Consider the following 24,798-nt stretch of genomic DNA (forward strand, 5'->3'; position numbering starts at 1 on the left):
TCAGATTAAATAATCTGTTCAGCCTATCGCACCTATGATGCCCTGGCTTGCAGTGAAGAGCCAAAGTGTGAACTAAAACCGGAACAGTATTCACAAACTGTTCACTATTAGTTCCGCAAATCGCAGTCCATACTTTGACGGTGAAAATCATTCCCTTTCTGAGAGAAAATATGTTCCGTTTAGCTGCATTTGATATGGATGGCACACTGCTTTTACCTGATCACACGCTGGGCGAAAAAACGCTGGCGACGCTACGACAGCTGGCCGAAAAGCCAATAAAACTGACGTTTGCGACTGGCCGTCATTATCTCGAAATGAAAGATATTCTGGCGAATATCGGGCTTGAAGGTTTTCTGATCACCGGAAACGGCACGCGCATTCATGACTTATCCGGGCACCGGCTGCATGCCAGTGACTTGTCCGAAGATTGTGCGCATGAGCTTTTACATACGCAATGGGACACGCCTGCCAGCTTGCATGTATTCCGTGATGACGGTTGGTTTACTGCTCTGGATGATCCGGATTTACTGATCCCGCATCAGTTCAGCGGCTTTCGCTACCAGTTACAGGATCTGCGTTTATTACCTGACTCCGGCAACAGCAAAGTTTGTTTCTGCGCACCGCACGAAACCCTGCTGGCGCTGGTACCGCAACTTGAAGCGCATTTCGGCCCGCGCCTTGACCTGTGTTTTTCAGCGGCAGACTGTCTGGATGTGCAGCCAGCAGGGAGCAATAAAGGCAGCGCTCTGGCGCTTCTTACTGCTGGTCTGGGTATCGATATGTCAGAATGCATGGCATTCGGCGATGCCATGAACGACAAGGAAATGCTGGAAAGTGTCGGGATGGGGCTGATCATGGGTAACGCCTTGCCTGTGCTGAAGGAACGAGCCCCTCATTTACAAATTATCGGACATTGCCGTAATCAGGCTGTGTCTCACTTTTTGCAACACTGGCTGCAGACTCCACACCTCACCTATTCCCCCGAATAATAAGGTATTGCAGCAAGCCGGGTTCACTTTAACTGTCCCGGCTTTTTTCCGTCATACTTCAAGCTGCAAAGGCGTTGGCTGCGTTTGCTCACCCGAATCATTTACTGATGTATGTTCATTGGGATTCACACATTTGCCGCCTGCCTGCAACGCGAATTATTTTTGATAAATATTAGTTAAGTCCTTCCAGTTGTGCCGCATAAACCGAAATATCACCGATATTATTCTCTACCCAGTGATTATCAAAATAGGTATTAAGATAACGTTCGCCGCTGTCGCAAAGCAGGGTAACGATCGAACCGGTTTCGCCTTTCTCTCGCATGTGTTTTGCCAGTTGCAATACTCCCCACATATTGGTGCCAGTCGAGCCGCCGACTTTTCTCCCCAGTACCTGCTCAAGCCAGCGGACGGCAGCAATGCTTGCGGCATCAGGCACTCGCATCATGCTGTCAATGACGTCAGGAATAAATGAGGGTTCGGCACGCGGGCGCCCAATACCTTCAATGCGACTGCTGCATTGTGCATTAACGCTGGCGTCACGTTGCTGAAAATAATCGTAAAAGACAGAGTTTTCCGGATCCACCACCACCAGTTCGGTATCGTGCCCCCGATAACGGATGTAGCGGCCAAGTGTTGCGGACGTTCCGCCGGTGCCGGCGCTCATTACCAGATAACGCGGCACCGGATGTGGTTCGCAGGACATCTGACGAAAAATACTGTCTGCAATATTATTGTTGCCGCGCCAGTCAGTGGCCCGCTCCGCGTAGGTAAACTGATCCATGTAATGGCCGTTCAGTTCTTTCGCGAGCTGCTCCGAGGCAGCATAAATCTGACCGGAGTTTTCGACAAAATGACAGCGGCCGCCATAAAACTCAATTTGTTGAATTTTGCGCGGGGCGGTACAGGCGGGCATCACGGCAATAAAGGGCAGGCCCAGAAGACGCGCGAAATAGGCTTCGGAGATGGCGGTACTGCCCGAAGATGCTTCAATAATCGGTGTATTCTCGCGGATCCAGCCATTACACAGGCCATATAAAAATAATGAGCGAGCCAGACGGTGCTTCAGGCTGCCGGAAGGGTGCGTGCTTTCATCCTTCAGATACAACGAAATTCCGGGAAAATCATTCAGTGCGAGACGGATTAAATGTGTGTCGGCTGAACGCTGATAATCGGCGTCGATTTCTCTGATGGCGTGATTGACCCAGGAATTACGCATGTTGCAGGCTCGTAAGTAAGTTTTGATAAGATAAAGAATAACGTAATCATTAGAGAAATAAGTTACTCTTTTTGCCATGAATACCCTTATTGAGAGAAAATATTTCTCCGGGAGAGCGAAATGATAGATAAAACTGACCGCACACTTTTATCGTTGCTACAGAAGGATTGCACCCTTTCTCTCAACACACTGGCGGAGGCCGTCAATCTCACGACCACCCCTTGCTGGAAAAGAATAAAGCGTCTTGAAGATGAAGGGATTATTTGCGGGAAAGTGGCGTTGCTCGATGGTGAGAAACTGGGGCTGAGCCTGACGGCATTTGTGCTGATTAAGACGCAGCATCACAACAGCGAGTGGTATCAGCGATTTGTTCAGCAAGTCGAAGCGTTTCCGGAGGTGCTGGGTTTTTACCGGATGGCGGGCGAATACGATTACCTGCTGCAGGTTCAGGTCTCCGATATGAAAAGCTACGATAACTTTTACAAGCGACTTGTGAATGGCATTCCAGGACTGAACGATGTGACCTCAAGTTTTGCGATGGAGCGCATAAAATCGACCACTGCATTGCCGATTTAATGCAAAAGTTGCAGTAAAAAGTTTCATCAGAAACACTTGTTAACTCTGGTATCCTTGTCGGCCTGAAGAGGAAACGGGGAGTTCGGCTGCCGGTTTAACTCAATAAAATCATTATTATTTGTATGGAAAATGCTGCGTGAGATTGTTTGCACAACTGGGCTGGTACTTCCGGCGTGAATGGCGCCGGTATCTGGGAGCCGTCGCCTTACTGGTCATTATCGCCGTTCTGCAATTACTGCCGCCAAAACTGGTGGGGGTCATTATCGATGGTGTTACGTCAAAACAAATGTCTTACAGCATGCTTTTTGCGTGGCTTGGCCTGATGCTGGGTACGGCTGTTGTGGTCTACCTGCTGCGTTATGTCTGGCGTGTGCTGCTCTTTGGCGCGTCTTATCAGCTTGCAGTTGAACTGCGGCAGGACTTTTTTCGTCAGCTGAGTCGCCAGCATCCTGCTTTTTATCTGCGCCATCGCACGGGCGATTTAATTGCACGTGCTACGAATGACGTCGACCGTGTGGTGTTCGCTGCGGGGGAGGGCGTACTGACGCTGGTGGATTCTCTGGTCATGGGGTTGGCGGTACTTATCGTTATGGCAACCCAGATCAGCTGGGAACTGACATTACTCTCGCTGGTGCCGATGCCGGTAATGGCCATCATCATCAAGCGCTATGGCGACCAACTTCATTCCCGCTTCAAGACTGCACAAGCTGCGTTTTCCTCGCTTAACGATCAGGCGCAGGAAAGCCTGACCAGTATCCGCATGATCAAAGCTTTTGGCCTGGAGAATCATCAGTCATCGCAGTTTGCTGACGTGGCTGCGGATACCGGTGCAAAAAATATGCGTGTCGCGCGCGTTGATGCCCGCTTTGATCCGACCATTTATGTTTCTATCGGCATGGCAAATCTGCTGGCCATCGGCGGCGGTAGCTGGATGGTCGTTAATGGTCACCTGACGCTGGGTGAACTCACCAGCTTTGTCATGTACCTTGGCCTGATGATCTGGCCGATGCTTGCGCTCGCCTGGATGTTTAACATCGTCGAACGTGGCAGTGCGGCTTACAGTCGTATTCGTAGCCTGTTGCAGGAAGCCCCCTCTGTTGTGGATGGCATCATCCCCCTACCGGCAGAGCGTGCGGTGCTGGAAGCCCGCATCACTGATTTCCATTATCCGGAAAATAGCCACGCTGCGTTAACGTCGGTCAATTTTTCCCTGCAACCTGGGCAAATGCTGGGGCTATGCGGTCCGACAGGTTCCGGTAAAAGCACGCTGTTGGCACTCCTTCAGCGCCAGTTCGATGTCACTGACGGGGATGTGCGTTATCACGGATTATCCCTTAAAGAAATTCAGCTTGATGACTGGCGTGCCCGTCTGGCTGTTGTCAGCCAAACGCCTTTCCTGTTTTCAGACACTGTCGCGCAGAATATCGCGCTCGGAAGACCTGATGCCACGCAGGAAGAGATTGAAGGAGCCGCGCGTCTCGCCAGCGTTCATGACGATATTCTGCGATTGCCTCAGGGATATGACACTGAAGTCGGCGAGCGTGGCGTCATGCTTTCCGGTGGTCAGAAGCAGCGTATTTCGATTGCACGTGCACTGCTCCTCAAAGCTGAAATTCTGATCCTTGATGATGCTTTATCCGCCGTTGATGGCCGGACAGAGCACCAGATCCTGCACAATCTTCGCCAGTGGGGCAGTGACCGTACGGTGATCATCAGTGCTCATCGTCTTTCAGCACTGACCGAAGCCAGTGAAATTTTGGTGTTCAGTCAGGGGAGTATTTCACAGCGTGGCAATCATGATCAGCTTGCTGCAGAACCCGGCTGGTACCGCGATATGTTCCGTTATCAGCAATTAGAAGCCGCGCTGGATGATGTGCCGCAGGAAAAGGAGCCGGAACACCGTGGCTGAACAAAAAATAATTAAAATTCAGAAGCTTTGGCCAACGCTAAAGCGCCTGTTAAAATACGGAAAACCCTACACTACACCGCTGTCTTATGCGGTGCTGATGCTATGGATTGCCGCTGCAGCGGAAGTGACCGGCCCTATCTTAATCAGCTTCTTTATTGATCATTACGTGGCTAAAGGTGAGATGCCGTGGGGGAAGGTTAGTTTGCTCGCGTTAAGCTTTCTTTTCCTGCAATTCCTGGCGGCAAGCCTGCATTATTTTCAGGCACTGTTGTTCAACCGTGCTGCGGTGGGTGTCGTTCAGCGCCTGCGCACCGAAGTTATGGATGCTGCACTACGGCAGCCGCTGAGTGCATTCGATACTCAACCTGTAGGTCAGCTGATTTCCCGCGTGACAAACGACACGGAAGTTATCCGTGATTTGTATGTGACTGTGGTATCGACAGTCTTGCGCAGTATTGCCCTGATTGGGGCAATGCTGGTGGCGATGTTCAGTCTCGACTGGCGTCTGGCATCGGTGGCGATTTGTATCTTCCCGGCCGTGTTTGTTGTGATGGGGTTGTACCAGATTTACAGTACGCCGGTGGTGCGCAAAGTACGTGCTTACCTGGCGGATATTAATGATGGTTTCAATGAAGTCATCAACGGTATGAATGTCATTCAGCAGTTCCGCCAGCAGAAAAGATTCGGGGAACGGCTTGCCCGCGCCAGTCAGTCGCACTATATGGCCCGTATGCAAACGCTGCGGTTGGAAGGATTCCTGTTGCGTCCTTTGCTCAGTTTATTCTCCTCGTTAATTTTATGTGGTCTGCTCATTCTCTTTGGATTCAGCGCAGAGGGCTCTGTGGGCGTTGGTGTTTTATACGCCTTCATTAATTATCTCGGACGGCTCAACGAGCCTCTGATTGAACTGACCTCACAGCAATCGATTATGCAGCAGGCAGTGGTTGCCGGTGAGCGTATCTTTGATTTGATGGACAGGACGCAGCAGCAGTATGGACCCGATGATAAATTGCTGACCAGCGGTGAGATTGATATCAAAGACGTCAGCTTTGCTTATCTGCCGGATAAATGGGTGCTGGAAAACATTTCTTTGCACGTCCCATCACGCGGATTTGTCGCGTTGGTCGGGCATACCGGCAGCGGTAAAAGCACGCTGGCAAATCTGCTGATGGGCTATTATCCGCTAAACAAAGGTGAGATCCGGGTTGACGGGCGTAACCTCGCCGATTTATCGCACACCAGCCTGCGTAAAGGTATTGCGATGGTGCAACAGGATCCGGTCGTTCTGGCAGAGTCCGTATTTGCCAATGTCACGTTAGGCCGTGATATTGATGAAGCACAGGTTTGGCATGCGCTGGACATTGTCCAGCTCTCACCGCTGGTGCGCGAAATGCCCGAAGGTATCAATACGCGTCTGGGAGAACAGGGCAATAATCTTTCTGTAGGGCAGAAGCAATTACTGGCGATGGCGCGCGTTTTGGTGCAGGCACCGGAAATTCTGATCCTTGACGAGGCAACGGCCAATATTGACTCCGGCACAGAGCAGGCAATTCAGCGCGCATTACGGGCTATCCGTCAGCAGACTACACTTGTGGTTATTGCACACCGGCTTTCAACGATCGTAGATGCCGATAATATTTTGGTATTGCACCGCGGACAAGCCGTTGAGCAGGGTAATCACTTGCAGCTGCTGGCAGAAAAAGGCCGGTATTATCAGATGTATCAGTTGCAACTTGCCGGGCAGCAATTGGCTTCTGCCGGACAGATTACACCCGCAACAGAAAACGCATAATCTTATGCCGGTGCCGTCCTCCGCGGTACCGGCTATCTTTTTTCCCCGGTTTTCTTTTCCCGTTTTTAGCTTTCCCCGCACTGTATTCATGCAGGCAAAACCTTTTTATCAATCCGGATGCACTAAAAAGCAGCGATGAGCACTTAAATGGTGCGAGCGCTGCTGTGCTGAACAGGATTTGGCAACTGTGCGCAGGGTCACGATTATTCTGAAAATGCCGTATTACGTGGGAATTGCATGAATCTGTGACCAATTTCAACTCTGGCACACCCTTTGCTTTATTCAATCCGTATCGGGCGTGAATCCTCTCACGGCAGGCCCTTAATTCGAGGAGTGGCACAATGAAGCTGGTTACTGTGGTGATCAAACCTTTTAAGCTGGAAGACGTGCGTGAAGCGCTGTCTGCTGTTGGAATTCAGGGGCTGACCGTAACGGAAGTTAAAGGTTTTGGCCGTCAGAAAGGTCATGCAGAACTTTACCGTGGCGCGGAATACAGCGTGAACTTCCTACCAAAAGTAAAAATCGACATTGCTATCGCTGACGATCAGCTTGATGAAGTGATCGACGTGATCAGCAAAGCGGCCTACACCGGCAAGATCGGTGATGGCAAAATTTTCGTTGCTGAGTTGCAACGTGTTATCCGTATTCGTACCGGTGAAACCGACGAAGCAGCACTGTGATTTCAGGTTCTTTTCTCTCACACCAATCGGTTTGAGATAAATCAGATGAGAAAAAACAGTTTTGAGAAACAGGGGTGGGTTAATAATGAAAAAACTTTTATCCATGATGGGGCTTGGTGCAGTGGCTTTGCTGCCTTCGCTGGCCATGGCGGCAGCACCAGCAGCGGCAAACGGCGCTGATAATGCCTTTATGATGATTTGTACTGCGCTGGTATTGTTCATGACCGTACCTGGCGTAGCGTTGTTCTACGGCGGCTTACTGCGTTCGAAAAACGTTTTGTCCATGCTGACTCAGGTTATTGTCACCTTTGCTCTGGTCTGCGTTCTGTGGATCCTCTACGGCTACAGCCTTGCTTTCAGCGAAGGTAATGCGTTCTTCGGTGGTTTCAGCAACGTCATGATGAAAGGCATTGGACTGGATTCTGTGACAGGCACCTTCTCGCAGATGATTCATGTTGCATTCCAGTGCTCATTTGCCTGTATCACGGTGGCGCTGATCGTGGGCGGTATCGCTGAGCGTGTACGTTTTTCAGCGGTTCTGATTTTCACGGTGATCTGGCTGACTTTCTCTTACATCCCGATGGCTCATATGGTGTGGGCAGGCGGTTTCCTGGCTGCTGATGGTGCGCTGGACTTTGCCGGTGGTACTGTTGTCCACATTAACGCCGCAATTGCAGGCCTGGTGGGAGCGTATCTGCTCGGTAAACGTGCCGGTTTTGGTAAGGAAGCTTTCAAACCACACAACCTGCCAATGGTCTTCACGGGTGCCTCAATCCTCTACGTGGGCTGGTTCGGCTTCAACGCGGGTTCAGCAAGTGCCGCAAGTTCTGTTGCCGCACTGGCTTTCCTGAACACGGTAATTGCTACCGCTGGCGCAATCCTGTCCTGGACGCTGGTTGAGTGGATGGTACGTGGTAAGCCTTCACTGCTGGGCGCAAGCTCTGGTGCTATCGCGGGTCTGGTCGCTATCACGCCGGCATGTGGTACGGTGGGCGTTGGCGGTGCTTTGATCATCGGTCTGGTCGGTGGTATCACTGGCCTGTGGGGTGTGGTTACCCTGAAAAAATGGCTGCGTGTTGATGACACCTGTGACGTATTCGGTGTTCACGGCGTGTGCGGTATCGTAGGTTGCCTGCTGACTGGCGTGTTCACTTCCAGTTCCCTGGGCGGCGTAGGTTATGCAGAAGGCGTGACCATGGGCCATCAGGTGTGGGTGCAGTTCTTCAGCGTATGCGTGACCTTGGTGTGGTCCGGTGTTGTGGCCTTCATCGGTTACAAAGTGGCTGATATGATTGTAGGTCTGCGTGTTCCTGAAGAGCAGGAACGTGAAGGTCTGGATGTTAACAGCCACGGTGAAAATGCTTACAACCAATAAGCCAGTAGTAATCTGATTTCAGAGAAAGTAGTGCGCTAACTCTCTCATTAAGCAGTACAGAACAATAAAATAATGATGATATGCAAAAGGGGCGATAGTGATATCGCCCCTTTTTAATGCGCCATTTTCACAGGACGTTTTTTAATAAAGATTATTCAGGCTTTCGCTGACGAATAACGCCTTCCTGGACCGTAGAGGCGACCAGAACGCCATCGCGGGTATAAAACTGCCCACGCACAAAACCGCGCGCACCGGAAGCAGAAGTACTTTCAACGGCATACAGCAACCAGTCATCCATGCGGAACGGACGGTGGAACCACATCGAATGGTCGATGGTCGCGACCTGCATTCCCGGTTCAAGGAAGCCAATGCCATGAGGTTGCAGCGCCGTAGGCAGGAAATTGAAGTCAGATGCATAGCCCAGCAAATACTGATGAATTCGCAAATCATCTGGCATCTCACCGTTGGCCCGGAACCACACGGCACGGTTAGGTTCTTCGACGCTTCCTTTCAGCGGGTTATGAAACTTCACCGGACGCATTTCAATAGGCTTATGGCCGATAAATTTTTCGCGGAATTTTTCCGGTATCAGATGCGCCAGATTTTTAGCAATATCGGATTCTGATACCAGCGTTTCCGGTGGTGGTACATCCGGCATGGCGTTCTGATGCTCAAAGCCACTTTCCTGGCTCTGAAACGACGCTGTCATATAGAAAATCGGTTTTCCATGCTGTACGGCTTTTACACGGCGTGCACTGAAGCTGTTGCCATCGCGCAGGATTTCCACGTCATAGATGATGGGCTTACTGCTGTCGCCTGGGCGCAAAAAATAGCTGTGGAAAGAATGGATACCCCGCTCCGCCGGGACAGTCTGCTTGGCGGCATACAATGCCTGTCCGACCACCTGACCGCCAAAGACCTGACGTAAGCCTAAATCTTCACTTTGGCCACGGAACAACCCTTCTTCAATTTTTTCCAGATCGAGCAGATCCAGCAGATTTTTTAATGCCTGACTCATAGTGGCCTCATGAAAGTAACCAGAGAAATCGACCTCAGTTGTTCGGGGTAATGCAGGCAGGAATCTTCTGAAATACGCCTTCACCGACAGGTCTAACCTGTTAATCATAGTGGATCTTCCGTTTTGCCAGAAGATCTGTTTGGCCGTTAACAGGAAAACCTCAGATTCTTGTGCCATGATTAATAGGTAAGCTGGTTAAAGTCACTACATTCATCGTCGGCGCTTATTACGGCTTGTCGACAAGCGACTATAAAAAGGGAGTACGATCAATGAAACTTTGGCAGATAGTAGGTGGAACCGCGCTGTCTCTGACTCTTGCCGGATGTGCACAGCATCATGAGGCACCAGCGCAGCAACCTCCTGTGAATACGGCGGCCAGTCCGGTCACTCAACCTGCGATCACCGGCCCGAATGTATCGGGTAGTGTGTTCATCAATCAGCGTGTTGCTTTGCCACCGGATGCTGTCCTGACGGTGACATTGTCTGATGCTTCGGTGGCGGATGCGCCATCCCGGGTGATTTCGCAAAAAGTAGCAAGAACGCAAGGGAAACAGGCTCCGTTTACCTTCATCCTGCCATATAACCCGCAGGAAATTGCTCCTGACGCCCGTATTCTTCTGAGTGCAGCGGTAACCATCAATGGTCAGATGACCTTCATCACTGATTCCATTAAAGAAGTGATTAACCATGGTCAGGGTACACGTGCTGATCTGCAACTTGTCCCTGTTGTCGCCGTACCTGTCGCGACTAAACCGAGCACTTTGGGGCCAATGAGCAACCCGTCAAATCCGCGGCTGGGCACGTCACCGGCACCGGTAAGTTCGGCACCCGCGCAACCCATGACCTATTGATTCATGACTTGTGATGGCTAAGCACCGCTCCGGCGGTGCTTATCTGTAAGATGGTTTAGTGAACGCAACATCACCATTTCCAGCCATATTTCTCTAAATCCACTTTGCCTTGCTTAAAGGTAATGCCTTCTGCCAGCAGTGCCTGACGTTGACGCTTAAAGTCTTCGCCCTGCAGGGATATTTCGCCGTGCCGGTTAATCACCCGATGCCAGGGAAGGGTGCTGCCTTCCGGCAGCTTCTTGAGTACGCCGCCGACCTGCCGCGCTGCACGCGGTGAACCGGCCAGTTGTGCGACGTTACCGTAAGTTGTAACTTGCCCGACCGGAATGGCGGCGATAATCTGAAATACGCGCTGGCGAAAGTTATCGGGTTCCGACATGACATCCTCCTCGGTGATTTGCGCCAGTATGACGCAAAAATTAAGGCATTGTTGGCTCTGATTTAGGCATATCGTTTAAGAAAACAACGGTTGTCGGCGGTTAACTTGCTTTTGCCTCGGGCATCGCAGATAATGCCCGTCGCTTCAATTCTCTTAGCAGAGAAATGAAGCCGACAACGTCAATGGGGGCCCTGTTGGTTCTCCCGCAACGCTAACTTGTCAACTTGGTCAGGTCCGGAAGGAAGCAGCCATGGCAGGTGTCGTGTGTGCCGGGATGTAGCTGGCAGGGCCTCCACCATTTCAGGTGTCTACCGATTCTTCTTATCTTCCTCATTTCTTCTTAAACATCCGTAAAGCCAGGCTGCGCCCGTAAAAAAGGGCACGTTTTCACGCACCCTCTGTTTGATTCGTTAGGGTCAGTGATGTACCAGCGTCGCAAAATAATAGACCAGCGGGATCGCCAGAATATAAAGGCTCATCGGTACCTCACGTGCCTTGCCGGCAACGACCTTAATGCTGACGTAAAACAGCAATCCGCCGGCGATACCTGTACCGAAGCTGTTGGAAATCAGCGTAATCATCACCATCATCAGTACTGGCAGCGCGTCGGTAAAATTCGCTAAGTCCACTTTTCGTAAATTACTGAACATGTTCAGGCCAATCAGAATCAGCGCCGGAGCGGTCGCCTCTTTCGGGATCATCAGCGCAATGGGGGTAAATAACAGCATCAGCAGAAACATCATGGCTGCAGCCAGCGCGGTCAGGCCAGTTTTTCCGCCTGCTTCAGCCGCTGCAGAGGACTCGATCAGTGCGGTGGCGGCAGGAATACCGACGATCGGGCCCAGCGCCGCCGCAATGGAATCCACCATGAAAGGCCGGTTGATATGTTTCATATTGCCGCGCTCATCGAGCAACCCGGCTTCACCGCCAACAGCCAGTGTGGTGCCCATTGTCGAGAAGAATTCTGAGGCGAAAAAGATAAACAGGAATGGCAGGAAGGCGATGTTGATGGCACCGGTAAGATCGACTTTGCCCAGCAGCGGAGCCACAGAATGTGGTACAGAGATCCATTGTTCAGGTAAATGTGTTACACCAAACGGTATGCCAGCCACCGTCGCCAGCAAAATGGCCCACAAAATAGCACCGGGTACTTTTCGGGCCTGTAAGCCCACGGCGACCAGCAGACCAAGAAGCGCGATTAAGGCACCCGGCGCGGTAAAATCTCCTAAAGCCAGTGCATGCGTTTTGGCATTTGCCATGACCAGTCCGGCATTGCGGAAGCCGAGCAGGGCGACAAAAATGCCAATAGAAGCGGTCAGTCCAAGTTTGATCGACTGCGGAACAGAACGGGTGACCACTTCACGCAAACCAAACACTGTCATCACGAAAAATAAAACCCCCGACCAGCATGCAATACCCAGTGCGACGGGCCAGGTAATGCCGTCGCCCGCCAGCGTAATACCCACCAGTACCGAGCCGCCAATGCCAGGCCCGACCATAAAAGGCAGGTTGGCGTAAAAGGCCATCAGCAGAGAACCCAGCACAAACACCAGGATCACACCGGTGGTGGCTGCACCTTTATCCATACCGCTGACCGCCAGTAAGCCTGGGATCACCACCAGTAAATACGCTGCCGCCAGGAAACCGGTGATACCTGCCAGACATTCCGTTTTAATTTTGGTCCCGCGCTGACGCAGATGGAAACGGCGTTGTAACCAGCTTTCGTCAGCTGAGACGGTAACATTTTTCACAGAACTTTCGGACATGCTTAAATACCCCTGAAAACAATCATTTATATTATTGTGTTTGCTGTCTTTTTGACGTGTAGTGGTTTTCTGCTTCAGATTTCTTCTGGCCAGATTTCCAGAACCGGATCGACGATTTCACGTAATCCGCCATCTGTAAGTCCTAAATCGGTCAGATGCGGGCCGGCATTACAGGCGAGACATGTCCCTTCGATAGCTTTGAAAACGCGATAAGGGGGTTCCCAGTCGGCGACCTGTGCGCTGAGGTCGCGCAGGTTTTTAAACTGCTTCGCTAATTCTGGAGCCGGTAAATCAGACAGCATGCCGCCAATCGGCATATCGATGCTTGCCAGTAATTTCCCATGCTGACTGAGGGCCATACCGCCTCCGCTGGCAATCAGTTGATTGGCTGCTACCACCATATCAGCAGGATCCCGGCCGATAACCACCAGATTATGGGAGTCATGCGAGTAAGAAGTCGCAATGGCGCCGCGCAAAGCTCCCCAGCCTTCGAGTAATGCCATTTTCGGTGTGGCCTCGTGGCGGCCATGCCGGTGCTGTACCCAAATCAGGCTGAAATCGTCGGGTATCTGCACGACACCGTTCCTCACATTCACGGTCACTTCACTCCATTGTGTAAAGCGCGCGCCTTTAATATTGCGCAGACGCGCTTTACCGTTGTTCAGACCCGGAATTTTCAGTTGGAAATCATCGGCGCTTAAGGCACTTAGCCGCATAGTATTGCGCGGAGGTGTCACGTCGCGGGCTGCCGAAGGGGTAGATAACAGTTTGCCTTGTCTGGCAACGCAGCTACCCGCAACGTACACCGCGCACGGATGCAGAGTATCCAGCGAATCAAACGCGATAATATCTGCCGTACGTCCTGCGGCAATAAGGCCTAAATCTGAACGTTGCATGCGGATCGCTGCATTGAATGTTGCCATCCTCAGTACATCTTCCGCACGTAACCCGTGTGAAATCAGAAGCCTGATTAAGGCAATCAGCCCGCCTTTTTCCAGCAAGTGATCGGGTGGAACATCATCAGTACACAGTGTTATCTGCGATGAAAGGTGGGGAAGTGCCAGCAAAGCTGCGGCGATATCGGGCAGAAGATAAGGATGTGAGCCGCGAATTTGCAGTGTCAGGCCAGCACGCAGCTTTTCCAGCGCATCTTCAGCTGAAGTCAGTTCATGATCGGATGTCACACCCGCAGCCAGATACGCCTGTAATTGTTCGTCTTTAAGGCCGCGGGCGTGGCCTTCAATGAGTTTCCCACTGTTTAATCCCGCCTCAAGAATTTCCAGCATTCGCTCGCTGCCATTGAGCACGCCATACATATCCATCACTTCGGCCACACCGGCAATTTCCGGCCAGCTAAGCATTGTCTGCATTTCCTGGCCTCTGAAATCTGCGCCGGACATCTCTAAGCCCGGCGTTGACGGCACGCTGGAGGGAGCAGCACATATCACACGTAATGGCAGATTACGGCTGGACCGGACGGCGTACTGTACACCGGCAACACCCAGTACATTCGCCAGTTCATGCGGATCCCAAAACACTGTTGTTGTGCCCTGAGCAACGACGATTTCTGCATACTTTTCCGGTGGTAAATGAGAGCTTTCGATGTGAACATGCGTATCGATAAGGCCGGGGGAGAGATAATTTCCTGATAAATCATCGACATTTTCAGTCTGCGAGAATTTCCCCCGCGGATGGACGCTGGCAATCATATTTCCGGTGATACCGACATCGGCTTCGCGGATCTCTCCTGTGACCATGTCGATGACTTGGGCGTTAATCAGCAGGCGGTCAAAAGGGATCTTCCCCAGTGCAGCGTTTATTGCCCTCTGTCGCAGAGGGCGGGAGGCGATGCTGTCGGTCATATCAGTTTCCGGATTTAAACAAGATGAAGTTAATGTAGGGAGCGGCAGGGGCTTTGCACAGATGAATTATTTTATCCGTTTATAAGATGCGGTTATGCTGAGCAAACGTTTACTATTTTTAGCGGAAGAGCTGCTCATTATGTCTGAACCCTGGCGCCGGTTGCCGGCCCTTTCCCTCAAGCAAATTCAATACTTTGTGACGCTGGCGCAACTGCGCAGTTTCACCGATACGGCAAATCGTCTGGCGATAAGTCAGCCCGCACTGAGCAGCGCGCTTCGTCAAATTGAATCCGTATTAGGCGGGAAATTACTTAACCGGACGGCACAAGGTGTGAGTCTGACAGAGCAGGGGGAAGCCGTTTTGCCTTATGCAGAACGCTTATTGAATACTGCACTTAGCGTTTTCGACGATATGCAGCAAATTATGCTTCAGGGCGGGGATGGCACATTACGCATAGGATTGGTGCCTTCGGTCAGCACGTTATTATTTCCGGTCGTTCCGCAATTACTGGCAGAATATTTCCCTGATATGCGTGTTGAATTCCATGACCTCACAAACGACGCACTATTGCTGGAACTGGAGAACGGCTCGGTGGATTTTGGTATCGGTGCAACCGACAGTACCGTGCCGGAATCCCTGGTAGTCTACCCATTGCTGGAAGATCCTTTTGTGGCCGTTATCAGACGAGATGATCCGCTTTCTCAAGGCCACAATATTCCCTGGCGGCAACTGCTGAAAAGAGATATTGCTTTGTTTTCAAAGGGGAATGTCAGCAGGCTGGTGACATCACTGAGTGAGAGCCATCGTCTGAATTTACGGGTCAGTTATCGCGTGGATTTTCAGGAGACATTATATGGGCTGGTTCGTTCGCGTCTGGCATTAGCAATATTACCAGAGTTATATACTGCAACACTCAACGATAATGAATTAACGGTGATTCACTTGCAGCAACCCACATTAAGCAGAACGGTGGCAATGATGCGTAAACCTGCACCATTACGTTCACCCAAAACAGAAGAATGTTTTCAGTTTCTATTACGGACATTTCATCGTCAGATCAACGAGAAAGCGGAACACCTTAACCCGCAGATATAGTTAAAGAATATTAACGTTATTTTGGTTAAATATTAAGCGGCCAGGCCGGAAGATATTACGGCCTGGCGTTATAGATCAGCGTACAAATTTCCAGACTGATACCGGAATTTTATCGTACAGTTTGTTCATCGTTAGCTCCGCTAAACGATGGTCAGCTGCCGAGTAAAACAATTCCAGTTCGTCGTCGGAAAGTTCATACTTATTTTTCTCAATAACACGTTCGAGTGTATCGATTGTGGTGCATTTTCTTAAACGCATCAAATAGTCGATTTTGTTCATCTTAGCCTTTTGATTTTTATCTGATGACTGCATATAAATTATTACTCAAGTCTTCATTAGGGTACAGATGTAGTCCCCTGAGAACATTCTGAATAAGCGCTTCTTGGTCTTTTGCCATTGACGCAAATCAGAATCGTTAATTCCATAATTGCTGAACAGGGTGTAGGTATCATCCAGATACTCTTCAACCAGATCACTTAAATGGTTATCAGCCGGATACTTAATTTTAAAACTCATCACAAAGGATGCAATGTGCTCAATCAGTTCATTGAGCTGTAGGTTAACGGCCGAAGTCGGATCATTAACCCAGCCATGATGGCTGTCACCCAGTGTTGCAATCCCTTCATCGTACAGCATTTCATTCAGGTAGCGTAACTGAGCGATATCGTGCCGCTTAGGCGAGTACTCATCCATATCATCCCCTCCGTAATGGTTTATTCGGTGTTGATAACACTCTGTGAGTAAACAACAAAACTTAATGGCTTACAGGAAACGGCTCTCACTAAAAACGCTATGAACTGGCTTAAACATCAAAGACAATCACAATGAGCTGTCTTCGGGATGAGGTTTAAAGGATTTTATTATATAGCCGGTATTTTAAATATAATTCATTTTTAGAAAGCTGTGCAAACGTATTACTCAAACTTACAATTCTTCGGAAGCGGAGCCTTTGAGACAATCAATAATATCAAACTCCAGTCCGTCAGGTTTAACCTGGAATGCGACGCTTTGCTTCGTTAACTCATCAGCATTAATGTCCAGACAAGCATTGAAAATCGTCCATTTGAACTGGTAAGTCATTGAATAATAGTTTTTGCCAATTTCCATTATTGACACAATCTGCAAAGAATTTGTTTCATAACGTGCATTTTCTGAAAAGTAAGTTAAATCTCCAATTAGAGGCTCTTCAATTTCAGATAAAGCAGGCTCAATAATCTGCTGTAACTCGTCAACCGTCAGAACGTTCCCCTTAATAAGGTAAGGGATTAGTATCTTCAAGGCGTTTACCTCTTAACCGTATTCCTTTTCATTATCGCATACTTTCCTCAGGATGTGTTTTGAGGGAAGAAAAAAAATTCTAAAGAAAAATTCCATAACCTGCTGATTATAAAGTGGATTGCAACTCGCTCATCATTTTTTACTTTTTTTTTACACTCGGGGGCCTCGTCCTTCGAAGATCTCCGGTTGCATCTGTACCCGTAAAAAACTGAAACAGTTGCTGTATTGATACCGAAGCTCTATTGTGATGTTATATTATAACTTTTCGGAGGGCGCATGACAAAAACACTGTTTACACTTTCTTCGCCGGTACGCTGCATTGTTGTACTGGCTGTGCTCGCTGTTTTATGGGCAGCTATCTACTGGGCAATTTCATTACCATGATTTTTGTTAACAATGTCGAAGTGGGGTATGACCGTCTGGCAGTAGCCATGCCGCTAAACGGACAGTTCTGTTCTGGCTCCCTGACGGCAGTTATCGGTGCCAACGGTGCAGGAAAATCCACCTTTCTCAAAACACTGGCCGGTTTGCAGCAGGCTGTTGCAGGGAATATTACTTTTACTGGCGGGAAACGTCCCCGGCTGGCGTATTTACCGCAGCAGGCTGAGTTGGATCGCGGTTTCCCTATCAGTGTATTTGACCTGGTTGCAATGGGATGTTGGCCGCAAAGCGGGCTATTCGGTGGCATAAACCGACAGTCAGCGACAGCCGTCGATAATGCACTGCATACGGTGGGCATGAAGGAAATGTCGCACCTGCCTGTAGGATTGCTTTCCGGCGGGCAATTACAACGTACGTTGTTTGCCCGCTTACTGGTTCAACAGGCACCTCTCATTATGCTCGATGAACCGTTCACGGGTATCGACACTCAAGCCACTGATTTACTGCTAAAAGTTATCGCGCAATGGCATCGGGAAGGCAAAACTGTCATTGCGGTTTTGCATGATATTTCGATGGTTGCCCGGCACTTTCCACATGTGCTTTATCTCAGTGCGCAGCAGAATTTATGGGGAAGCACGCCGGATGTCCTCGGGCATTTCCCTCATCAGGCACATGCCTGCATTTCGACAGAACCTTTCTCCCTGACGACGGGAGTCGCGAATTCATGATGCTTTTTCATTTGCTTGCTGACCCTTTTATTGAATTCGGCTTTATGCGCCGGGCTTTAATTGCTTGTATCGCATTATCAATCAGCGCCACGCCATTGGGTGTTTTCCTGTTATTACGCCGGATGAGTCTGGTGGGAGATGCACTGTCGCATGCTGTCTTGCCTGGCGCGGCGATTGGCTATCTGCTCTCGGGAATGTCGCTGGTCGCTATGGGGATTGGCGGTTTTATCGCAGGTCTTGCTGTTGCGATGTTGTCCGGACTGGTGAGCCGCCGTACGCAATTAAAAGAAGACGCCAGTTTCGCTGGCTTCTATCTTGGCTCTCTGGCGCTTGGGGTCACGCTGGTTTCCCTGCGCGGCTCGAGCGTTGACCTTTTACATGTGCTGTTCGGCTCAATTCTTGCCATCGATTCCTCCGCCATGATCATGGTCGGCATTATCACCAGCCTCTCTTTAGTTGTACTGGCATGCATCTACCGCGCACTGGTCATTGAGTCATTTGATTCGCTGTTTCTGCGCGTCAGTGCCGGGAAATGGCTGGCAGCAATCCACGGCATTTTCCTGGCGCTGGTGGTACTCAATCTGGTGGCGGGTTTCCAGATCCTCGGCACTCTGATGTCTGTGGGGCTGATGATGTTACCTGCTGCCAGTGCCCGTTTCTGGGCCCGTGACCTTCCTCATACCTTACTGAGTGCGATGATCATTGGTGTGATTGCCAGCGCCGTAGGCCTTATCTGGTCTTATTATGCCTCGCTGCCCGCCGGGCCCGCGATTGTCCTGAGTGCAACGGTTATCTTCTTTATTTCGGTTTTATTTGGAAAGCGGGGCGGGATGTTAACAGCTTCGCGAAATTAAGCAGCAGTACCACAATTAAGGGGACATGATGAAAGTATTACCTGTATCACTCGCAGTAGCTGCCCTGCTGTCGAGCCCGCTGGCAATGGCGAAAACCATCGATGCGGTAGCCAGTTTTTCAATTCTTGGGAATATCGTGCAGGAAGTCGGAGGTGATCATGTGAAAGTCACGACGTTAGTCGGGCCGGACGGTGATCCGCACAGCTTTGAACCTTCACCCAAAGACAGCAAAGCGATCAATGCGTCTGATGTCGTGTTTGTCAGCGGCCTGGGGCTGGAAGGGTGGATCGATCGCCTGGTGACGGCGTCGGGTTATAAGGGGCATCTGGTGACAGCATCGAAAGGCGTAAATTCCCGTAAAATGGAAGAAGACGGTAAGCAGATCACCGATCCACACGCCTGGAACAGTATGGCAAATGGCGTGATTTATGCCACTAACGTGATGAATGCACTGATCAAAGCGGATCCGGAAGATGCGGATTATTTCCGTCAGCGCGGCGCTGCCTATATTGAACAATTGCAAAAGCTGGATGCGTGGGCAAAAACTGAATTTGCCGGTATTCCGCAGTCAAAACGTAAAGTGCTGACCAGCCATGATGCCTTCGGATATTTTGGTCAGGAATATCATGTCAGCTTTATGGCGCCTGTTGGATTTTCTACTGAAGCTGAAGCCAGTGCCAGCGGAGTGGCTTCTCTGATTAAGCAGATTAAAGCGGAGAAAGTGAAAACTTACTTCATCGAAAATCAGACCGACCCGCGACTGGTTAAGCAGATCGCTGCAGCCAGCGGGGCTGTACCCGGCGGTGAGTTGTACCCAGAAGCATTGTCCGGTCCGCAGGGACCCGCGACAACGTACGTGAAGGCATTTAAGCATAATGTTGAAACGATTGTGGCCAGCATGAAATAAGATCTTTCCTCCTCACCGCAATACGGTGGGGAGGTTTACATCATGTCTTAGCATAAGAAAAGCCCCGCCGGGCAAGCGGCGGGGCTTTTTTATTGAGCAACCATGGGCATGAAGAGGCGTTGTTAACGTTTTTTCTTCTTACCCTGTACAGCTTTAAAACGTGGATTGCTTTTGCAAATCACATAAACCCTGCCTTTACGGCGAACAACGCGACAATCCGGATGACGATTTTTTGCTGAACGTAATGAACTCAGAACCTGCATAACGATTTCCCTGATGTAATTTTATTTTTTACCGAGGAAGCTACCGAAACGTTGGTTGAACCGCGCGGTGCTGCCTTCCTTGGAATACTCTTTCTGCTTACCGGTGTAGTAAGGGTGAGAGGCTGAAGACACTTCAATCGTGATATACGGGTAGGTTGCCCCTTCCAGTTCAATGGTGCGGTCCGTTGATATGGTAGAGCCGACTTTGAAGTATTCGTCAGCACTGGTGTCGTGAAAAACCACGGTGCGATATGCAGGATGGATAGTGGGTTTCATGATGCCTCTTTATGTAATGTTATACTATAACATAAATTATGCACTCATCAGGTTTAAGGTTCAAGTCTTAGGGGCGAAAAAAAGGCCGCATAAGCGGCCTTTTCAGAGTAGATATCCGGTTATAGCGTCGGATGCTCTACTTTGTGGGTATGTTCGGTATTCTCATTCTTCTTACCAAAGCGGCGGCGAACCACCACGAAGAAGACCGGAACAAAGAAGATCGCCAGCAGAGTGGCTGTGATCATCCCGCCCATAACGCCGGTACCTACAGCATTCTGAGAACCGGAACCTGCACCAGAGCTGATAACCAGCGGCATAACACCGAGGATGAACGCCAGGGAAGTCATCAGAATCGGACGCAAACGCATACGAACCGCTTCAAGCGTTGATTCGATAAGGCCCTTGCCTTCTTTATCCATCAGATCTTTGGCGAACTCAACAATCAATATGGCGTTCTTCGCGGACAGCCCGATGGTAGTCAGCAGGCCCACCTGGAAGTATACGTCGTTGCTCAAACCACGCATTGTCGCTGCCAGAAGTGCACCCACAACACCGAGCGGAACCACCAGCATGACCGAGAACGGTATTGACCAGCTTTCGTACAATGCTGCCAGACACAAGAATACGACGATCAGAGAGATAGCATACAAGGCCGGAGCCTGGTTACCTGACAGACGTTCCTGATAAGACAGGCCGGTCCAGTCATAGCCGATACCGTTTGGCAATTTAGAAGCCAGAGACTCCATCATTGCCATGGCAGCACCCGAACTTTTGCCCGGCGCTGGCTGGCCCAGAATTTCCATTGATGGCAAACCGTTATAACGTTCAAGACGCGGTGAGCCGTATTCCCATTTCGCACTTGAGAAAGCGGAGAACGGTACCATCTGTCCAGCGCTGCCACGGACATACAGATTGTTAATGTCCGAAGGCAACATACGGTATTTATTTTCAGCTTGCACATACACTTTCTTCACACGACCACGGTCGATGAAGTCGTTGACGTAGCTACCACCAATCGAAGCACCCAATGTGGTGTTGATGTCGGAGATAGAAACGCCAAGTGCCGTTGCTTTTTCCTGATCAATTTCGATTTTGAACTGTGGCGTATCTTCCAGACCATTTGGACGAACCTGAGTCAGCAAGTCAGGGTGTTGAGCAACCATGCCCAACAACTGGTTACGTGCCTGCGTCAGTTTGTCATGCCCAAGGTTAGCCTGGTCAATCAGCTGGAAGTCGAAGCCTGTCGCCGTACCTAACTCAACAATAGCCGGTAAGTTGAACGGGAACACCAGTGCATCTTTAATGGTGCTGAATGCGCCCATTGCACGGCCTGCAATGGCAGGAACTTTGTTTTCAGCGCCGCTACGTTCTGACCAGTCTTTCAGACTGACAAACGCGATACCGGTGTTCTGTCCACGACCTGCAAAACCGAAGCCGTTAACCGTAAACACGGAATTCACGTTAGCTTTTTCTTTCGTCAGGTAGTAGTTGCTGACTTCATCGAGCACTTTCTGTGTACGTTCCTGGGTTGCACCTGCTGGCAACTGCGCCATGGTCAGGAATACACCCTGGTCTTCTTCCGGCAGGAAGGAGGTTGGCAGGCGGATAAACAGGAATGCCATGCCGACAACGATCAGCAGATAAATCACCAGATAACGACCGGTGCTGCGCAGAATGTTACCCACGCTGTCGGTGTAGTGGTGCGTACTTTGCTCGAATTTTTTGTTGAACCAGCCGAAGAAACCTTTCTTCTCGTGATGCTCACCTTTAGCGACCGGTTTGAGCATGGTCGCACAAAGCGCAGGCGTCAGGATCATCGCCACCAGAACCGACAGCACCATGGCAGAAACGATGGTGATGGAGAACTGGCGATAAATAACACCGGTTGAACCGCCGAAGAAGGCCATCGGGATGAATACGGCAGACAGCACCATCGCGATCCCGACCAACGCTCCCTGGATCTGTTCCATGGATTTTTTGGTGGCTTCTTTTGGTGGCAAACCTTCTTCGACCATGACACGTTCGACGTTTTCGACCACGACGATGGCGTCATCGACGAGCAAGCCTATCGCGAGCACCATCCCGAACATCGTCAGGGTGTTTATCGAGTAACCGAACGCTGCCAGAATGGCAAAGGTACCCAGCAAGACCACCGGGACCGCGATCGTTGGGATCAGGGTTGCACGGAAGTTTTGCAGGAACAGGAACATCACCAGGAATACCAGGACGATGGCCTCGAACAGCGTTTTACCCACTTCTTTAATCGAGATTTTAACGAACGGCGTGGTGTCGTACGGATAAACAACTTGCAAGCCAGACGGGAAGAATGGCTCCAGTTTAGCCAGCGTAGCTTTCACAGACGCTGCAGTATCCAGGGCGTTAGCACCGGTCGCCAGTTTAATCCCCAGACCTGAAGCCGGCTGTCCGTTGAAGCGGGCAATAACGTCGTAGTTTTCACCACCGAGTTCAATTTTTGCCACATCTTTCAGGCGAACCTGAGAACCGTCCTGATTCACTTTCAGGATAATTTTGCCGAATTCATCCGGTGATTTCAGACGTGTCTGAGCCACGATAGAAGAGTTCAGTTGCTGTCCCGGAACCGGTGGCGTACCGCCTAACTGACCGGCAGCAATCTGGTTGTTCTGGACTTTAATGGCATTGATGACATCAACCGGCGTCAGCTGGAAGTTGTTCAGCTTGTTCGGATCCATCCAGATACGCATTGCGTACTGAGCACCGAACAGCTGAACGTCACCCACACCGGCGGTACGGCTGATAGGGTCCTTGACGTTGGAACCGACGTAGTCGGCAATATCATCCTGAGTCATTGAACCATTGTTAGAAATAAAGCCGGCAACCATCAGGAAGCTACTGCTCGATTTCTCAACGGAGATACCCTGTTGCTGAACTTCCTGCGGCAGCAACGGCGTTGCGAGCTGCAGTTTGTTTTGCACCTGTACCTGTGCGATATCCGCATCAGTACCGGAAGCAAAAGTCAGGGTAATCTGAACAGTACCGGACGAGTCACTCGTCGACGACATGTACATCATGTTGTCGATACCGTTCATGTTCTGTTCAATAACCTGAGTGACGGTATCCTGTACCGTCTGCGCATCCGCGCCCGGGTAAGTTGCGGTCAGCTGGATAGCCGGTGGCGCAACGGTTGGATACTGTGCAATCGGCAATTTAAGAATTGCCAATCCCCCGGCCAACATGATGATGATCGCAATCACCCATGCAAAGATGGGACGATCTATAAAAAACTTAGCCATGAATTACCGGCTCCTATTAAGACTTCGTCGCTGTAGCGGGCGCTGCTGCGTTTTGATCGACTTCCTGTGCAGTAACCTGTACGCCTGGCTTAATTTTTTGCAGACCTGTCACGATAACTTTATCGCCACTTTTCAGGCCCTCTGTCACAACCCATTTGTCGCCAATCGCCTGTGTCGTCGTCACAGTTCGAAGTTCAACTTTATTGTCCGCACCGATAACCATCGCTGTTGCATCACCGCGTGGGTTACGGGTGATACCTTGCTGCGGTACCAGCAGCGCGTTGTTGTTAACACCTTCATCAAGACGCGCGCGTACAAACATACCCGGCAGCAGGGCATCATTTGGATTCGGGAAGATGGCGCGTAAAGTAATGGAACCGGTAGTTTCATCAACCGTCACATCAGAGAATTCTAATGTACCCGGCTGTGAATATTCTTTACCGTTATCCATCAGCAGCTTGACTTGCGCTTTACCGTCTGTCTGTTTCAGTGAACCGTCAGCCAGTTCCTGTTTCAGGCGCAGGAAATCATTACTGGACTGCGTCACGTCAACATAAATAGGATCGAGCTGTTGCACGGTCGCTAGCGCATTGGTCTGGCCGTTAGACACCAGCGCACCTTCTGTCACAGACGATTTACCGATGCGTCCGCTGATCGGGGAGGTGACTTTGGTGTAAGCCAGATTGATGCGTGCAGACTCAACGGCTGCTTTCGCACTGACTACCGCCGCATCAGCCTGTGCCGCCGTAGCGACAGCCGTATCGTAATCTTGCTTACTGATATAGCTGGTGCCGAGCAGAGGCTTGTAACGGGTAACGGTAAGACGGGAAATTTGTGCGTTTGCCTGAGCTTTTACCAGATCGCCTTTAGCGCTGTCATACGCGGCCTGATAAGTGGCAGGATCAATTTGATATAATGAAGTACCGGCTTTAATGTCGCTGCCTTCAACAAAGTTGCGTTTGAGAATGATACCGCTAACCTGTGGGCGTACTTCAGCAATGCGAAAAGCAGCAGTACGACCTGGAAGTTCGGTAGTCACATTAAGCGGTTCAGTTTTCAGGGTAACGACGCCAACCTGCGGAGCCTGTGGCGCACCTTGTTGAGCTTCTTTATCGTTACATCCTGTAAGTGCTAAGCTTCCGGATAGCATCAGAACTACCGCCAGAGGCGTTAACCCTCTGTTTTTGTTCATAAATAAACCTCAAGTGTCCGATTTCAAATTGTCCAATGGATCACAACATTCTAAATCCATTGCTGCGCTTTTAGTATGTGCGTGCTATGTTACATACATTCAAGAATGTATGTAAATCAAACTCCCCTGAAAGATAAA

General features: G+C 50.3%; 23 protein-coding genes and 1 other RNA gene. 12 read left to right on the forward strand and 12 right to left on the reverse strand.

Annotation, left to right across the window (positions count from 1 at the left end; translation table 11 throughout):
* Window positions 1-170: 170 nt before the first annotated feature.
* Window positions 171-989, forward strand: a complete 819-nt coding sequence (cof, locus tag ACOZIO_RS11520; protein WP_217158691.1) for an HMP-PP phosphatase — start codon at window positions 171-173, stop codon at window positions 987-989.
* Between the two features lie 172 nt (window positions 990-1,161).
* Here cof and ACOZIO_RS11525 read toward each other — a convergent pair whose 3' ends face one another.
* Complete coding sequence (locus tag ACOZIO_RS11525; protein ID WP_129952830.1) at window positions 1,162-2,205, reverse strand: PLP-dependent cysteine synthase family protein; 1,044 nt, start codon at window positions 2,203-2,205, stop codon at window positions 1,162-1,164.
* 120 nt (window positions 2,206-2,325) lie between these two features.
* Here ACOZIO_RS11525 and ACOZIO_RS11530 point away from each other — a divergent pair, with 120 nt between their 5' ends.
* The 5 genes from ACOZIO_RS11530 to amtB all read left to right on the forward strand — a co-directional run bounded on the left by ACOZIO_RS11530 (window position 2,326) and on the right by amtB (window position 8,537).
* Window positions 2,326-2,781 (forward strand): Lrp/AsnC family transcriptional regulator, encoded by a 456-nt coding sequence (locus tag ACOZIO_RS11530; RefSeq protein ID WP_217220238.1) that lies wholly within the window; start codon window positions 2,326-2,328, stop codon window positions 2,779-2,781.
* A 136-nt stretch (window positions 2,782-2,917) separates the two neighbouring features.
* Window positions 2,918-4,690, forward strand: a complete 1,773-nt coding sequence (locus ACOZIO_RS11535) for a SmdA family multidrug ABC transporter permease/ATP-binding protein (RefSeq protein WP_421595283.1) — start codon at window positions 2,918-2,920, stop codon at window positions 4,688-4,690.
* A complete protein-coding gene (locus ACOZIO_RS11540; RefSeq protein WP_238485910.1) occupies window positions 4,650-6,482 on the forward strand; it encodes a SmdB family multidrug efflux ABC transporter permease/ATP-binding protein in 1,833 nt (610 codons plus the stop codon). The genes ACOZIO_RS11535 and ACOZIO_RS11540 overlap by 41 nt, the downstream gene beginning before the upstream one ends.
* A 341-nt stretch (window positions 6,483-6,823) precedes the next feature.
* Entirely contained in the window at window positions 6,824-7,162 is a 339-nt protein-coding gene (gene glnK, locus ACOZIO_RS11545) for a P-II family nitrogen regulator (RefSeq protein WP_009639071.1), read from the forward strand.
* Window positions 7,163-7,247: 85 nt separating this feature from the next.
* Window positions 7,248-8,537 carry an ammonium transporter AmtB gene (gene amtB / locus ACOZIO_RS11550; RefSeq protein ID WP_015698311.1) on the forward strand — a complete coding sequence of 430 codons (1,290 nt, stop codon included), beginning with the start codon at window positions 7,248-7,250 and terminating at the stop codon, window positions 8,535-8,537.
* Window positions 8,538-8,688: 151 nt separating this feature from the next.
* Here the strand turns inward: amtB and tesB are convergent, their stop codons facing one another.
* On the reverse strand, window positions 8,689-9,555 hold the full coding sequence (gene tesB, locus ACOZIO_RS11555; protein WP_129992082.1) for an acyl-CoA thioesterase II: 867 nt from the start codon (window positions 9,553-9,555) through the stop codon (window positions 8,689-8,691).
* 269 nt (window positions 9,556-9,824) lie between these two features.
* On the opposite strand from tesB, the gene ACOZIO_RS11560 reads away from it, so the two are divergent.
* Window positions 9,825-10,406, forward strand: coding sequence for a YbaY family lipoprotein (locus ACOZIO_RS11560; RefSeq protein ID WP_421595284.1), 582 nt, complete (start codon window positions 9,825-9,827; stop codon window positions 10,404-10,406).
* Between the two features lie 70 nt (window positions 10,407-10,476).
* Here ACOZIO_RS11560 and ACOZIO_RS11565 read toward each other — a convergent pair whose 3' ends face one another.
* Window positions 10,477-10,785 carry an MGMT family protein gene (locus ACOZIO_RS11565; RefSeq protein ID WP_129952824.1) on the reverse strand — a complete coding sequence of 103 codons (309 nt, stop codon included), beginning with the start codon at window positions 10,783-10,785 and terminating at the stop codon, window positions 10,477-10,479.
* 192 nt (window positions 10,786-10,977) lie between these two features.
* On the opposite strand from ACOZIO_RS11565, the gene ffs reads away from it, so the two are divergent.
* Window positions 10,978-11,074: signal recognition particle sRNA small type (ffs, locus tag ACOZIO_RS11570), an RNA gene on the forward strand.
* Between the two features lie 127 nt (window positions 11,075-11,201).
* Here the strand turns inward: ffs and ACOZIO_RS11575 are convergent.
* On the reverse strand, window positions 11,202-12,551 hold the full coding sequence (locus ACOZIO_RS11575) for an NCS2 family permease (RefSeq protein WP_421595285.1): 1,350 nt from the start codon (window positions 12,549-12,551) through the stop codon (window positions 11,202-11,204).
* Between the two features lie 74 nt (window positions 12,552-12,625).
* A complete protein-coding gene (locus ACOZIO_RS11580) occupies window positions 12,626-14,413 on the reverse strand; it encodes an adenine deaminase (RefSeq protein ID WP_377424269.1) in 1,788 nt (595 codons plus the stop codon).
* A gap of 136 nt (window positions 14,414-14,549) precedes the next feature.
* Here ACOZIO_RS11580 and ACOZIO_RS11585 point away from each other — a divergent pair, with 136 nt between their 5' ends.
* On the forward strand, window positions 14,550-15,509 hold the full coding sequence (locus ACOZIO_RS11585) for a LysR family transcriptional regulator (protein WP_240782839.1): 960 nt from the start codon (window positions 14,550-14,552) through the stop codon (window positions 15,507-15,509).
* Window positions 15,510-15,584: 75 nt separating this feature from the next.
* Here the strand turns inward: ACOZIO_RS11585 and ACOZIO_RS11590 are convergent, their stop codons facing one another.
* The 3 genes from ACOZIO_RS11590 to ACOZIO_RS11600 form a co-directional block, all read right to left on the reverse strand.
* Window positions 15,585-15,788 carry an HHA domain-containing protein gene (locus ACOZIO_RS11590; protein ID WP_013576617.1) on the reverse strand — a complete coding sequence of 68 codons (204 nt, stop codon included), beginning with the start codon at window positions 15,786-15,788 and terminating at the stop codon, window positions 15,585-15,587.
* A 45-nt stretch (window positions 15,789-15,833) separates the two neighbouring features.
* Window positions 15,834-16,202, reverse strand: a complete 369-nt coding sequence (tomB, locus tag ACOZIO_RS11595) for an Hha toxicity modulator TomB (RefSeq protein WP_129952820.1) — start codon at window positions 16,200-16,202, stop codon at window positions 15,834-15,836.
* Window positions 16,203-16,433: 231 nt separating this feature from the next.
* Window positions 16,434-16,787 (reverse strand): hypothetical protein, encoded by a 354-nt coding sequence (locus ACOZIO_RS11600; RefSeq protein ID WP_421595286.1) that lies wholly within the window; start codon window positions 16,785-16,787, stop codon window positions 16,434-16,436.
* A 380-nt stretch (window positions 16,788-17,167) separates the two neighbouring features.
* Here ACOZIO_RS11600 and ACOZIO_RS11605 point away from each other — a divergent pair, with 380 nt between their 5' ends.
* From ACOZIO_RS11605 to ACOZIO_RS11615, 3 genes are read left to right on the forward strand one after another with little or no spacing between them, the layout of a single operon-like run.
* A complete protein-coding gene (locus ACOZIO_RS11605; protein ID WP_421595295.1) occupies window positions 17,168-17,896 on the forward strand; it encodes a metal ABC transporter ATP-binding protein in 729 nt (242 codons plus the stop codon).
* The gene (locus ACOZIO_RS11610) at window positions 17,893-18,750 is read left to right on the forward strand and encodes a metal ABC transporter permease (protein ID WP_129992077.1); all 858 of its coding nucleotides are present in this window, start codon (window positions 17,893-17,895) and stop codon (window positions 18,748-18,750) included. The genes ACOZIO_RS11605 and ACOZIO_RS11610 overlap by 4 nt, the downstream gene beginning before the upstream one ends.
* Window positions 18,751-18,778: 28 nt before the next feature.
* Window positions 18,779-19,657, forward strand: a complete 879-nt coding sequence (locus ACOZIO_RS11615; protein ID WP_129992124.1) for a metal ABC transporter substrate-binding protein — start codon at window positions 18,779-18,781, stop codon at window positions 19,655-19,657.
* 122 nt (window positions 19,658-19,779) lie between these two features.
* Here the strand turns inward: ACOZIO_RS11615 and ykgO are convergent, their stop codons facing one another.
* From ykgO to ACOZIO_RS11635, 4 genes are all read right to left on the reverse strand, one after another.
* A complete protein-coding gene (gene ykgO / locus ACOZIO_RS11620; protein ID WP_013576611.1) occupies window positions 19,780-19,920 on the reverse strand; it encodes a type B 50S ribosomal protein L36 in 141 nt (46 codons plus the stop codon).
* A gap of 21 nt (window positions 19,921-19,941) precedes the next feature.
* Complete coding sequence (locus ACOZIO_RS11625; RefSeq protein ID WP_120506405.1) at window positions 19,942-20,196, reverse strand: type B 50S ribosomal protein L31; 255 nt, start codon at window positions 20,194-20,196, stop codon at window positions 19,942-19,944.
* Window positions 20,197-20,315: 119 nt separating this feature from the next.
* Complete coding sequence (acrB, locus tag ACOZIO_RS11630) at window positions 20,316-23,468, reverse strand: multidrug efflux RND transporter permease subunit AcrB (protein WP_129952815.1); 3,153 nt, start codon at window positions 23,466-23,468, stop codon at window positions 20,316-20,318.
* A gap of 16 nt (window positions 23,469-23,484) precedes the next feature.
* The gene (locus ACOZIO_RS11635) at window positions 23,485-24,660 is read right to left on the reverse strand and encodes an efflux RND transporter periplasmic adaptor subunit (protein WP_129952814.1); all 1,176 of its coding nucleotides are present in this window, start codon (window positions 24,658-24,660) and stop codon (window positions 23,485-23,487) included.
* Between the last annotated feature and the right edge of the window lie 138 nt (window positions 24,661-24,798).

Origin of the sequence: Rahnella sp. PD4 (assembly GCF_049199325.1) — a bacterium.
Lineage (GTDB): Bacteria > Pseudomonadota > Gammaproteobacteria > Enterobacterales > Enterobacteriaceae > Rahnella > Rahnella perminowiae.

Excerpts from the sequence above, each read along its gene's own strand:
- cof (WP_217158691.1), top strand. The coding sequence starts at position 171 with ATGTTCCGTTTAGCTGCATTTGATATGGATGGCACACTGCTTTTACCT.
- ACOZIO_RS11525 (WP_129952830.1), bottom strand. The coding sequence starts at position 2,205 with ATGCGTAATTCCTGGGTCAATCACGCCATCAGAGAAATCGACGCCGAT.
- ACOZIO_RS11530 (WP_217220238.1), top strand. The coding sequence starts at position 2,326 with ATGATAGATAAAACTGACCGCACACTTTTATCGTTGCTACAGAAGGAT.
- ACOZIO_RS11540 (WP_238485910.1), top strand. The coding sequence starts at position 4,650 with ATGATGTGCCGCAGGAAAAGGAGCCGGAACACCGTGGCTGAACAAAAA.
- glnK (WP_009639071.1), top strand. The coding sequence starts at position 6,824 with ATGAAGCTGGTTACTGTGGTGATCAAACCTTTTAAGCTGGAAGACGTG.
- amtB (WP_015698311.1), top strand. The coding sequence starts at position 7,248 with ATGAAAAAACTTTTATCCATGATGGGGCTTGGTGCAGTGGCTTTGCTG.
- tesB (WP_129992082.1), bottom strand. The coding sequence starts at position 9,555 with ATGAGTCAGGCATTAAAAAATCTGCTGGATCTGCTCGATCTGGAAAAA.
- ACOZIO_RS11560 (WP_421595284.1), top strand. The coding sequence starts at position 9,825 with ATGAAACTTTGGCAGATAGTAGGTGGAACCGCGCTGTCTCTGACTCTT.
- ACOZIO_RS11565 (WP_129952824.1), bottom strand. The coding sequence starts at position 10,785 with ATGTCGGAACCCGATAACTTTCGCCAGCGCGTATTTCAGATTATCGCC.
- ACOZIO_RS11575 (WP_421595285.1), bottom strand. The coding sequence starts at position 12,551 with ATGTCCGAAAGTTCTGTGAAAAATGTTACCGTCTCAGCTGACGAAAGC.
- ACOZIO_RS11580 (WP_377424269.1), bottom strand. The coding sequence starts at position 14,413 with ATGACCGACAGCATCGCCTCCCGCCCTCTGCGACAGAGGGCAATAAAC.
- ACOZIO_RS11590 (WP_013576617.1), bottom strand. The coding sequence starts at position 15,788 with ATGAACAAAATCGACTATTTGATGCGTTTAAGAAAATGCACCACAATC.
- tomB (WP_129952820.1), bottom strand. The coding sequence starts at position 16,202 with ATGGATGAGTACTCGCCTAAGCGGCACGATATCGCTCAGTTACGCTAC.
- ACOZIO_RS11605 (WP_421595295.1), top strand. The coding sequence starts at position 17,168 with ATGATTTTTGTTAACAATGTCGAAGTGGGGTATGACCGTCTGGCAGTA.
- ACOZIO_RS11610 (WP_129992077.1), top strand. The coding sequence starts at position 17,893 with ATGATGCTTTTTCATTTGCTTGCTGACCCTTTTATTGAATTCGGCTTT.
- ACOZIO_RS11615 (WP_129992124.1), top strand. The coding sequence starts at position 18,779 with ATGAAAGTATTACCTGTATCACTCGCAGTAGCTGCCCTGCTGTCGAGC.
- ykgO (WP_013576611.1), bottom strand. The coding sequence starts at position 19,920 with ATGCAGGTTCTGAGTTCATTACGTTCAGCAAAAAATCGTCATCCGGAT.
- ACOZIO_RS11625 (WP_120506405.1), bottom strand. The coding sequence starts at position 20,196 with ATGAAACCCACTATCCATCCTGCATATCGCACCGTGGTTTTTCACGAC.
- acrB (WP_129952815.1), bottom strand. The coding sequence starts at position 23,468 with ATGGCTAAGTTTTTTATAGATCGTCCCATCTTTGCATGGGTGATTGCG.
- ACOZIO_RS11635 (WP_129952814.1), bottom strand. The coding sequence starts at position 24,660 with ATGAACAAAAACAGAGGGTTAACGCCTCTGGCGGTAGTTCTGATGCTA.